Annotated in this window: 8 protein-coding genes and 1 CRISPR repeat array; of the genes, 6 read left to right on the top strand and 2 right to left on the bottom strand. The window is 72.6% G+C overall.

Annotation, left to right across the window (positions count from 1 at the left end; translation table 11 throughout):
* The 4 genes from cas3 to VQ03_RS11790 all read left to right on the top strand — a co-directional run.
* Window positions 1–1947, top strand: a 1947-nt coding sequence (gene cas3 / locus VQ03_RS11805) for a CRISPR-associated helicase Cas3' (protein WP_048451075.1), incomplete at its 5' end; no start/stop codon positions are given.
* A 153-nt stretch (window positions 1948–2100) separates the two neighbouring features.
* A CRISPR array of direct repeats spans window positions 2101–4264; the repeat unit is 29 nt; unit sequence GTGTTCCCCGCAGGCGCGGGGATGAACCG.
* Between the two features lie 137 nt (window positions 4265–4401).
* Window positions 4402–5271 (top strand): 3-deoxy-8-phosphooctulonate synthase, encoded by an 870-nt coding sequence (gene kdsA, locus VQ03_RS11800; RefSeq protein ID WP_048451073.1) that lies wholly within the window; start codon window positions 4402–4404, stop codon window positions 5269–5271.
* 11 nt (window positions 5272–5282) lie between these two features.
* Window positions 5283–6458, top strand: coding sequence for an MFS transporter (locus VQ03_RS11795; protein WP_048451072.1), 1176 nt, complete (start codon window positions 5283–5285; stop codon window positions 6456–6458).
* Window positions 6459–6675: 217 nt separating this feature from the next.
* On the top strand, window positions 6676–7005 hold the full coding sequence (locus tag VQ03_RS11790; protein WP_048451071.1) for a hypothetical protein: 330 nt from the start codon (window positions 6676–6678) through the stop codon (window positions 7003–7005).
* A gap of 86 nt (window positions 7006–7091) precedes the next feature.
* On the opposite strand, the gene queF is transcribed toward VQ03_RS11790, so the two are convergent.
* A complete protein-coding gene (gene queF / locus VQ03_RS11785) occupies window positions 7092–7571 on the bottom strand; it encodes a preQ(1) synthase (protein WP_048451070.1) in 480 nt (159 codons plus the stop codon).
* A gap of 202 nt (window positions 7572–7773) precedes the next feature.
* On the opposite strand from queF, the gene eno reads away from it, so the two are divergent.
* Window positions 7774–9054 carry a phosphopyruvate hydratase gene (eno, locus tag VQ03_RS11780; RefSeq protein WP_048451069.1) on the top strand — a complete coding sequence of 427 codons (1281 nt, stop codon included), beginning with the start codon at window positions 7774–7776 and terminating at the stop codon, window positions 9052–9054.
* A gap of 46 nt (window positions 9055–9100) precedes the next feature.
* On the opposite strand, the gene VQ03_RS11775 is transcribed toward eno, so the two are convergent.
* Window positions 9101–10018 (bottom strand): DMT family transporter, encoded by a 918-nt coding sequence (locus tag VQ03_RS11775; protein WP_048451068.1) that lies wholly within the window; start codon window positions 10016–10018, stop codon window positions 9101–9103.
* Window positions 10019–10214: 196 nt separating this feature from the next.
* Between VQ03_RS11775 and VQ03_RS11770 the strand changes: the two genes are divergently transcribed.
* Window positions 10215–11084: helix-turn-helix transcriptional regulator (locus tag VQ03_RS11770; RefSeq protein WP_245292053.1), on the top strand; the 870-nt coding region annotated here is incomplete at its 3' end.

Raw genomic sequence — 11084 nt, 5'->3', positions numbered from 1 at the left:
GGCGAGGCGCCCCTGCGCGGTGCCGGCATGGTCCCGCCCCCCCCCGGCCCCCGCCGCGCCTTCGCGCGTCTGTCCGGCCTGCCCGACCCGCCGACCGCGATCCAGGCCTGGGCCGAGACGGTCGCCTTGCCGGACGGGCCGCTCCTGATCCTGATCGAGGACGTGACCGGGGGCGGCAAGACCGAGGCGGCCCTGATGCTCGCCCACCGGCTGCTCGCCGCCGGCCGGGCCGACGGCCTCTATCTGGCGCTGCCCACCACCGCCACCGCCAACGCCATGGTCGACCGGATCGCCCCCCTCGCCGGCCGGCTCTACGCGGAGGGCGCCCGACCGTCCCTCGCCCTGGCCCATGGCCGGGCCGGCCTGCACCCGCGCTTCCGCGCCGCCGCCGCGGGATTTCCGCCCCCCGAGCCGGGGGCCGACCGGGGCGAGGAACCGGAATCGGGCGCCGTCGCCACGGCCTGGCTCGCCGGCGAGAGCCGCAGGGCGCTGCTGGCCGATCTCGGAATCGGCACCATCGACCAGGCGGTGCTGGCGGTGCTGCCGAACCGCTACGGCACGGTCCGCCTCGCCGGGCTCGCCGGCAAGGTGCTGATCGTCGACGAGGCCCACGCCTACGACGCCTATGTGGGCGCCGAGCTCGCCGAACTCGTCACCTTCCATGCCGCCGGCGGCGGAACCACCGTGATCCTCTCCGCCACCCTGCCCTCCGCAGCCAAGGCCCGGCTGGTGACGAGCTGGCGCCGCGCCGCCGGCGCGGCCGGGGCGGCGCTTGCCGGCGCCCATTACCCGCTCGCGACCCTGCTGGCGCCCGGGCAGGACCCGGTGGAGACGGATCTCGCCGCCCGGGCGGACCTGTGCCGCATCCTCACGGTCACCCGCGTGCGGGACAAGGATGCCGCCCTCGCCCGGATCCGCGCCGCCGCCGAGGCCGGGGCCTGCGTCGCCTGGATCCGCAACAGCGTCGACGATGCCGTCGAGGGCGCGGCGTCCCTGCGGGCGGCGGGCCTCGATCCCGACCTCTTCCACGCCCGCTTCGCCATGGGCGACCGCCTCGCGGTCGAGGCGCGGGTGCGGGCGCGGTTCGGCAAGGCCTCGATGCCGGAGGAGCGGCGCGGCCGGGTGCTGGTCGCGACCCAGGTCGCCGAAAGCTCGCTCGACCTCGATTTCGACCTCGTGGTCACCGATCTCGCGCCGGTCGATTCGGTGCTCCAGCGCGCCGGCCGCCTGTGGCGCCATACCGGCCGGGCCCGGCCGATCCCCGGCCCGGAACTGGTCGTGGTCTCGCCCGACCCGGCCGGCGCGGTCGCCGCCGACTGGGTCTCCGCCGCCTTTCCCCGCGCGGCCCATGTCTACCGCGACCACGCGATCCTGTGGCGCACCGCGCGGGAACTGGCGGCCCGCCCCGCCTTCCGCGTGCCGGAGGACGTGCGCCCGGCGATCGAGGCGGTCTTTTCCACCGACGAGACCGACCTCCCGAAGGCGCTGGAGCGGAACTACTACGAGGCGCTCGGCCGGGCCGGGGCCGAGAAAGCCGCCGCCCACGGCGTCCTGCTGGATTTCACGGCCGGCTACCGGCCCGGCCTGGCCTGGCCCGACGAGGGCACGGTGCCGACCCGCCTCGCCGAGGAGAGCCGGACGCTCCGCCTCGCCCGGGTCGAGGGCGACCGGCTGGTCCCCTGGCACCCCGCTCCCGACCTCCGCCTGGCCTGGGCCCTCTCCGAGGTCGCGGTGGCTGTGCGCAAGCTGCGCGGCCACCACGCCCCCGCCCCGTCCTGGCACGAGGCCGCCGCGGCGGCCCGGGCCGGCTGGAGCCGCTTCGACGACGCCGTGATCCTGCTCCCCCTGGAGCCCGTGCCGGACGGCACCTGGCAGGGCACCCTGGTGGCGGAGGATGGCGGGTCCCTCGTCCTGACCTACGGCACGCGGCTCGGTCTCATGCTCTGAGCCCCGGCCCGACGAAGTCTGGCGTTGGGGGCCGATCCGGGGCATCACTGGGCCCATCCGGGATGCCGAATCGGGCCGGCGGAACGGAGCGGAAACGTCGGTGCGTTCTTTGATATCGTGAAAGGTGAGGCGTATCAGGCGCTTCCACGAAGAGTGTTCCCCGCAGGCGCGGGGATGAACCGGCTCAACACCGGTAGAAGTGCCGGCCAATATCGTGTTCCCCGCAGGCGCGGGGATGAACCGAAGGCATGACGGTTCACGCGATGGTCGCGGCAGTGTTCCCCGCAGGCGCGGGGATGAACCGCCGCCTCAAGCTGATTTTCGTGCAATTCCACGGTGTTCCCCGCAGGCGCGGGGATGAACCGCGAAACAGTACGCTTGGCGGGTTTGCGGGAATGTGTTCCCCGCAGGCGCGGGGATGAACCGTTGAGCATCGCCTTCATCTGCGCCACGGCGGCGTGTTCCCCGCAGGCGCGGGGATGAACCGGCCGCGCAGATCACCGGAATGCTCAACCCGATGTGTTCCCCGCAGGCGCGGGGATGAACCGAGAAGCGAGCCCGGCGAAACAGCGCGCCCGGGGTGTTCCCCGCAGGCGCGGGGATGAACCGTCGGCCGCCTACGCCCGTTCTGAGGCGGCCGGGTGTTCCCCGCAGGCGCGGGGATGAACCGTTCAGGGCCGCAGCGTTGCAGGATGGTGCCCTGTGTTCCCCGCAGGCGCGGGGATGAACCGCCTTGCGTCGCCACGCCGGACGGGGAGTGGCTGTGTTCCCCGCAGGCGCGGGGATGAACCGACACGGAGGTGACGGTTGAGAGCCTGATCCGTGTGTTCCCCGCAGGCGCGGGGATGAACCGTGCAGGCTGTGCACGAGAGCCAGGCCGGGCTCGTGTTCCCCGCAGGCGCGGGGATGAACCGAACCCGCAGCGGCTCGGCCCGATCACGCTGTCGTGTTCCCCGCAGGCGCGGGGATGAACCGGTGCAGACCGAGTGGGATGGCCGCCTCGTCTAGTGTTCCCCGCAGGCGCGGGGATGAACCGCCCGGGCGCGGGACGCTGCCCTGGCCTTCGCCGTGTTCCCCGCAGGCGCGGGGATGAACCGCCCATCTTGGACGCCTTCAGCAAGGCGTGCTCGTGTTCCCCGCAGGCGCGGGGATGAACCGCCGACCTGCTGGTTCGCCGCCGTGCCGTAGATGTGTTCCCCGCAGGCGCGGGGATGAACCGGTGATCTTGATGGCCTCGTTGTAGCCGATCACGTGTTCCCCGCAGGCGCGGGGATGAACCGCCGGTCACCGGCTTGCCGGAGGCGCGGGTATAGTGTTCCCCGCAGGCGCGGGGATGAACCGGCCTGGGGCCTCACGGCGGCGAAGGAGCGGTGGTGTTCCCCGCAGGCGCGGGGATGAACCGAACCGAGCCGCGCCGGCACGAGCGTCAGCGTAGTGTTCCCCGCAGGCGCGGGGATGAACCAGTCGAGCAGCCGGACATGATGCTTCTGCGGGAGTGTTCCCCGCAGGCGCGGGGATGAACCGTGACCACGTTGTAACGTGGAGACGTGGACAGTGTGTTCCCCGCAGGCGCGGGGATGAACCGCCGGCGGACGCCCGCGCGGCCATCCCCGATCCGTGTTCCCCGCAGGCGCGGGGATGAACCGATCGGCAGCACCGGGGTGATCAAATTCCCGCGGTGTTCCCCGCAGGCGCGGGGATGAACCGGCGCCGAACGCCGTCGGCGCCTTCCACTCCGGGTGTTCCCCGCAGGCGCGGGGATGAACCGACGGGGCGCTTAGCGGCCTCCTCGATCCCCTCGTGTTCCCCGCAGGCGCGGGGATGAACCGTCCGTGGGCGAGCCGGCGTAGGCGACCGTGAGGTGTTCCCCGCAGGCGCGGGGATGAACCGCCCGGTCCGCCGGGCCTCGGGCCGTTCCTCGGGTGTTCCCCGCAGGCGCGGGGATGAACCGTCGGTGACCGGGTGAAGGTCACGTCTCAGTGTGTGTTCCCCGCAGGCGCGGGGATGAACCGTAAACCCCGGCGTCTAGTTAGGCGCCGGGGAGGTGTTCCCCGCAGGCGCAGAGATGAACCGATCAGGCGCCCGTCCCATTCGGTGGTCGCCTGGTGTTCCCCGCAGGCGCGGGGATGAACCGACGGAGGAGTAGCCATGCCCATCCGTAGAGAGGTGTTCCCCGCAGGCGCGGGGATGAACCGGTAGTGCAGCGACACGTCGAGGTCGCCGCGGTGTGTTCCCCGCAGGCGCGGGGATGAACCGCGGGGGCCGAGCCCGTCGCCGGGGTCGATCATGTGTTCCCCGCAGGCGCGGGGATGAACCACCGGCGCAGAGAAGGCGGGGCACCTTCGGCCCGCCGTGTCCCGGCAGTTGCGGGGACGAGCCGCGCGCTCCGGCGACCTCGCCTCCTCTTCCCCCACACCTTCCCGCGCCCGCCGAAACCCGCTACCCCTCGGGACCATGCCGACCGAATCCCCCTCGCCCGTCACCGTCGCCGCCGGTTCCGTCCGCTTCGGCAACCACCTGCCGCTGAGCCTGATCGCCGGCCCCTGCGCCCTGGAGGGCCGGGGCCACGCCCTGGAGGTTGCGAGCGCCCTCAAGGAGATGACGGCGGCTCTCGGCCTCGGCCTCGTCTTCAAGTCCTCGTTCGACAAGGCCAACCGCACCTCGGTCGGGTCGAGCCGGGGGATCGGCTTGCGCCAGGCGCTACCGATCCTCGCCGAGATCCGCGAGACCCTGGGGCTGCCGGTCGTCACCGACGTGCACGAGGCCGGCCACTGCGCCGAGGTGGCGCAAGCCGTCGACGTGCTGCAGATCCCGGCCTTCCTGTGCCGGCAGACCGACCTGTTGCTGGCCGCTGCCGCCACCGGCCGGGTGGTGAACGTCAAGAAAGGGCAATTCCTCGCCCCCTGGGACATGGCCCACGTCGCGGCCAAGATCACCGGGGCCGGCAACCCCAACGTGCTGCTCACCGAGCGCGGCGCCTCCTTCGGCTACAACACGCTCGTCTCGGACATGCGCGCCCTGCCGACCATGGCGCAGGTGAGCGGCGGCCTGCCGGTGGTGTTCGATGCCACCCACTCGGTGCAGCAGCCCGGCGGCCAGGGCACCACCTCCGGCGGCCAGCGGGAATTCGTGCCGGTGCTGGCCCGGGCGGCGGTGGCGGTGGGCGTCGCGGGCGTGTTCATCGAGACGCATCCCGATCCCGACCGGGCGCCCTCCGACGGGCCCAACATGGTGCCGCTGCGCCGGATGCCGGCCCTGCTCGCCGAGCTCCAGGCCTTCGACCGTCTCGCCAAGGCGAGGGAGGCCGAGGGGGCCGGCGGCTGACGAGGGCGGTCATGCGCGCCGCCAGCGACTCGCCCTCCCGCCTGATCGCGGTCCTCGCCGCCGGGGGCTTCGCCAGCACCTTCGCGGGCCGCGTGGTCGAGCCGCTGGTCGGCGTGCTCGCCCGCGATCTCGCGAGCCCGCCCGCCACCGTGGCGCTCCTCTCCACCGCCTTCGCCCTGCCCTACGCGCTGATCCAGCCGGTGCTCGGGCCGGTCGGAGACGCCCTCGGCAAGGAGCGGGTGGTGGTGGCCTGCCTGTTCGTGCTGACCCTGGCGCTGGCGGCCTGCACGGCCGTGACCGATATCGGCACCCTGTTCGGCCTGCGCATGCTCGCGGGCGCGGCGGCCGGCGGGGTGATCCCGCTCTCGCTCGCCATGATGGGCGACCGCATCCCGATGGCGCAGCGCCAGGTGGCGATCGGCCGCTTCCTCGTTGCGGTGATCCTCGGCCAGCTCTCCGGCTCCACCATCGCCGGGCTGATCGAGGGCGCGATCGGCTGGCGCGGCGTGTTCTGGCTCGCCGCCGGGGTCGGGGCGGTGGGCCTGGCCGGGGTCGCCCTCGGCTTCGCCCGTCGCCTGCGCGCCGCCAGCGGGCGCTTCGCCCTCGCCCCGGCGCTCGCGCGCTACCGCACGATCCTGCGCAACCCCCGCGCCCGGGTGCTGTTCGCCGCCGTCTTCGTCGAGGCGATCGCGGTGTTCGGCATCTTCCCGCACCTCGCCCACCTGATCGAGGCCCGGGGCGAGGGCGGCCCCAAGGAGGCCGGGCTGGTGCTGGCGGGCTTCGCCGCCGGGGGGCTCGCCTACTCGCTCACCGTCGGGCTGCTCCTGCGCTTCCTCGGCCAGACCCGGATGCTGATGGCGGGCGGCGCCGTCTCGGGCGGGGCCCTCATGGTCGTCGGCCTCGCCGGCTCCTGGCAGGCCGACGCCGCGGCCCTGACGGCTCTGGGGCTCGGCTTCTACATGCTGCACAACACCTTCCAGGTGCAGGTGACCGAGGTGGCGCCGGAGGCCCGGGCCTCGGCGGTGGCGCTCCACGCCTTCTCGTTCTTCTGCGGCCAGGCCCTCGGCGTCGCCGTGATGGGACTGGGCCTCGAAGCCCTCGGCCAGCTGCCGGCGCTGGCGCTCTGCGCCGCCGCGATCCTGGTCCTCGGCCTCGCCACCGCCCGGCGCCTGGCGCGCAGCGGCTGACGATCCCGGCTGACGATCCCGGCTGAACGGCAAGTTCAGCCGGAGTTCAGGCGCCGGACGCAAGGATCAGGGTCAGTCACACCGCACCGTCGCGGCTGCCGGGGTCGCGATCCCGCGCCAGCCGGACGGGCTGGCCCGGCGGAACGATTGCGGGAACTCTTCCCGGCCGAGGTCGTTGCCTGGGTCATATGGCTTGAACGAAAGCAGGAGATCAACGATGCGCAAGCTGGCGATCATTCCGGCCCTCGCCGTCACCCTCGGCGCCCTGTCCACCGTGGCCCCCTCGCCGGCCCAGGCCCAGGGCTGGCGTGGCCACGGCTACGGTCACCATCACGGCCATGGCTACGGCCGCGGCTATGTCGGCCGGCCCTACGCCTATGGCGGCCGTCGCCGCGGCATCTCGCCGGGCGCCGCGGTCGGCCTCGGCATCGCGGGTGCCGCGGTGGGCGCGATCGGTGCCGCCGCCGCGGCCGATGCGGCCCGCCGCAACGGCTACGGCTATTACGGCGCCCCGGCTCCGGCCTACGGGTATGGCTACGGCTATTAAGGTTTCAGCGCGGACCGGAACGGTTCGTGAGGGGCGGCCGGGGCGACCCGGCCGCCCTTTTTCGTGCGTCAGCCTCTGATCGTGCGTCAGCCCCTGGCGCGGTAGGGCGGCACGCCCTGGTCGGGCAGCCAGACCGAGGCCGGCGGGGTGCCGGTCTGCCAGAAGACGTCGATCGGGATGCCGCCGCGCGGGTACCAGTAGCCGCCGATACGGAGATAGCGCGGCTCGAGCAAAGCGGTCAGCCGGCGGCCGATGCCGACGGTGCAATCCTCGTGGAAGGCGCCGTGATCGCGGAAGCTGTGCAGGTAGAGCTTCAGCGACTTCGACTCCACCAGCCACTGATCCGGCACGTAATCGATCACCAGGATGGCGAAATCGGGCTGGCCGGTGACCGGGCAGAGCGAGGTGAATTCCGGGGCGGTGAAGCGGGCGCAGTAATCGGTGTCCGGGTGCGGGTTCGGCACGCGGTCGAGCTGGGCCTCGTCGGGCGAGCGCGGCTGGGCGCTGAGCTGCCCGAGCTGGCGGGCGTGTTGCGAGATGTCTTGTTGCGGGATGTCTTGGGTCATGGCCGCCCTATAGACCCGCGCGGGCCGGCGCGAAACCGCTCGACCCGCGCCGGATCGCCCGGGGCGTGCCTCCCTCCGGCCTCCCGCCTGCATCTCCCATGGGCAGCTTGCCGCCTCCACGACCCATGGACGGCTTGCCGCAGGCGGCATCTTGGCCGATAAGCCGCGCGAACGCTGTAAAGCCTGCCCGAGAGATCCTCTCATGACCGCGATCACCAACATCGCCGCCCGCCAGATCCTCGACAGCCGGGGCAACCCCACCGTCGAGGTCGACGTCCTCCTGGAGGACGGCTCCTTCGGCCGCGCCGCCGTCCCCTCCGGCGCCTCGACCGGCGCGCACGAGGCGGTGGAGCTGCGCGACGGCGACAAGTCCCGCTACGGCGGCAAGGGCGTGCTGAAGGCCGTCGAGGCGGTCAACGGCGAGATCCTGGACGCCATCGGCGGCATGGATGCCGAGGAGCAGGCCGCCATCGACGAGGCGATGATCGAGCTCGACGGCACGCCGAACAAGGCCCGTCTCGGCGCCAACGCGATCCTGGGCGTCTCGCTCGCCGTCGCCAAGGCCGCCGCCGAGGCCTCCGGCCTGCCGCTCTACCGCTATGTCGGCGGCACCCAGGCCCGGATCCTGCCGGTGCCGATGATGAACATCATCAACGGCGGGGCGCATGCCGACAACCCGATCGACTTCCAGGAATTCATGATCATGCCGGTGGGCGCCGACTCGCTCGCCGAGGCGGTGCGCTGGGGCGCCGAGGTGTTCCACACCCTCAAGGGCGCCCTGAAGAAGGCCGGCCACAACACCAATGTCGGCGACGAGGGCGGCTTCGCCCCGAACCTCCCCTCGGCCGAGGCGGCCCTCGACTTCGTGATGGACTCGATCCGCGCCGCCGGCTTCGAGCCGGGCCGCGACATCGTGCTGGCCCTCGACTGCGCCGCCACCGAGTTCTTCAAGAACGGCGCGTACGTCTACGAGGGCGAGGGCCAGACCCGCGATCCGGAGGCCCAGGCCGCCTATCTCGCCAAGCTGGTCGACGCCTACCCGATCCTGTCGATCGAGGACGGCATGTCGGAGGACGACTGGGCCGGCTGGAAGGCGCTGACCGACAAGGTCGGCGACCGCTGCCAGCTCGTCGGCGACGACCTGTTCGTCACCAACGTCACGCGCCTGTCGGAGGGCATCGCCAAGGGCACGGCGAACTCGATCCTGGTGAAGGTCAACCAGATCGGCTCGCTCACCGAGACCCTGGCCGCCGTCGACATGGCCCACCGCGCCGGCTACACCGCGGTGATGTCGCACCGCTCCGGCGAGACCGAGGACGCCACCATCGCCGACCTCGCCGTCGCGACCAATTGCGGGCAGATCAAGACCGGATCGCTCGCCCGCTCGGACAGACTGGCCAAGTACAACCAGCTCATCCGCATCGAGGAAGGCCTGGGCAGCCAGGCCCGCTACCTCGGCCGCGGCGCGCTGAAGGTCGGCTGATCGCCCGGTGGAGGGGCTCCAACGCCCCTCCCCGCCGTCAGAAAGATCACGCCTTGCAGGCCGCCTCCGGGCGGCCTTTTCGTCGGGCGCGCAGAGCCTGCAGCGGCGCGAACACCACGACGTTGCCGGCGAGCACCAGGGCGAAGCCGAGGGCGGCGAGCGGCGTCACCCGGTACCCTTCCGCGAAGACCGAGATCGTGAGCGCCACGACCGGGAAGAGCACGGTCATGTAGGCGGCCTTCTCGGGGCCGATCCGGTGCACCACGGTCAGGTAGGCGGTGAAGCCGATCACCGAGCCGGGGATCGCGAGGTAGAGGAGCGCCCCGACGTAAGCCGGCGACGGATCGAAGCCGAACGGCACGCCGCGCAACGCCGCGACCACCGCCACCAGGGCAGCCCCGTAGAGCATCCCGTAGGCATTCACCGTGGCGACCGGCAATCCGTGGCGCTGGTTGCGGGCCGAGACGAGGTTGCCGGCCGAGAAGAACCAGGTGCCGAGAAGCGCGAGGCCGAGGCCGAACGCGGTGTCCCGGTCGAGGGCGGTGCCCAGCAGCGTGTCCCGGAACAGGCAGGCGATGCCGAGAAGCCCGATCACCGCCCCGGCGAGCACCCGCGGCGCCGGGCGGCGGCGGTGGAAGAGATACGCGTTGGCGACGTTGAAGACGGTGGCGGCCGAGAACACCACCGAGACGATCCCGCTCGGGACCGAGCGCGTCGCCAGGTAGAAGCAGGCGAAGTTGCACGAGAACAGGCAGAGCGCCTGCAGCAGCACGAAGGGCTGGTGCCGCCACGGGATGGGCTTGAGCCGTCCGGTGAGGGCGAGCGCGCCGGCCAGGACGAGGCCGGCGAGGGCGAAGCGGTAGGCGATCGACGCCTCGAAGGCGACGGTGCCGAGCTGGTGCTTGATGGCGATCCAGGTCGTGCCCCAGATGAGCACGGTCAGGGCGTAGAGGAAGGCGGTCACGGCGTATCGGGTTCCGGTGGGCTTGAGCCCCCGGCATAGGCCGGCCTGGCGCCCTCGGGCTTCCCGGTTCCGGCGGCGGCGTTGCCGATTCTTGGGACTTTTCTCGGGGCTTTTCCCGCCTGCGCGGCACCGGCCCGTTGCCGGACGCCCCGGGCGCCCGCTACGGTCCCATGGCGACTTCCTTCTGGCCCACACCGTGACCGAGCCGAACCCCGACGTCCGCGATGCCCTCTCCCGCACCGGTGCGGCGCTCCTGCGCAGCGCCGAGATCGGCCGCGGGCTGTCGCTGGCCGAGTGGCAGAACCGCGACAACCGCGCCCGCTACGACCGGCCGGACCACCATACCTTGAGCCTCTATCTCGAAGGCGGCGAGGGCGTGGTGCGGGAGGACGGCGCGGTATCGGGCGGCGGGCCGGACAAGCTCTGCCTCCTGCCGGCCGGCCACGAGAGCCGGTGGCTGATCGGCGGTCGGTTACGGATGCTCCACCTCTACGTCGCGCCCGAGACCCTGGCCTACCAGGCGGTGAGCGCCCTCGACGTCGATCCCCGCGCCGTCTCGCTGCGCGAGCTGACTTTTGCCGAGGATCCGACCACCGCGATGCTGATGCGCGGCGCCGTCCTGCCCCTCGACTGGCAATCGGGCGCCGACCGGATGGCGCTCGGTTCCGCCTGCCACCTGCTGCTCCACGCCCTGCTGCGGCGCCATGCCGGCCGCGGCGCGCGGGCGGTGACGGGCGGCCTCGCGCCGGCCGTCAGGCGCCGCATCGCGGAGCTGATCGAGGTACGCCTCGCCGAGGGCTTGAGCCTCGAGGTGCTGGCCGACGAGGCGGGTCTCAGCACCTTCCACTTCGCCAAGATGTTCAAGGCGAGCTTCGGCGTGCCGCCGCACCGCTACGTGACCGAGCGGCGGATCGCCAAGGCCAAGGATCTTCTGTCCAAGGCGCTGCTGGCGGAAGGACGGACGAGCCTCGCCGAGATCGCGCTGACCTGCGGCTTCGCTTCGCAGAGCCACTTCACCCGCCGCTTCGCCCAGGCGACCGGCCTCACGCCGGCGGCGTGGCGGGGG

Origin of the sequence: Methylobacterium tarhaniae, from assembly GCF_001043955.1 — a bacterium.
Taxonomy (GTDB): domain Bacteria; phylum Pseudomonadota; class Alphaproteobacteria; order Rhizobiales; family Beijerinckiaceae; genus Methylobacterium; species Methylobacterium tarhaniae.
This window is presented reverse-complemented; position numbering and strand designations above follow the sequence as displayed.

What these genes read in the sequence shown, in the direction of transcription:
- kdsA (WP_048451073.1), top strand. Translation starts at nt 4,402, where the DNA reads ATGCCGACCGAATCCCCCTCGCCCGTCACCGTCGCCGCCGGTTCCGTC.
- VQ03_RS11795 (WP_048451072.1), top strand. Translation starts at nt 5,283, where the DNA reads ATGCGCGCCGCCAGCGACTCGCCCTCCCGCCTGATCGCGGTCCTCGCC.
- VQ03_RS11790 (WP_048451071.1), top strand. Translation starts at nt 6,676, where the DNA reads ATGCGCAAGCTGGCGATCATTCCGGCCCTCGCCGTCACCCTCGGCGCC.
- queF (WP_048451070.1), bottom strand. Translation starts at nt 7,571, where the DNA reads ATGACCCAAGACATCCCGCAACAAGACATCTCGCAACACGCCCGCCAG.
- eno (WP_048451069.1), top strand. Translation starts at nt 7,774, where the DNA reads ATGACCGCGATCACCAACATCGCCGCCCGCCAGATCCTCGACAGCCGG.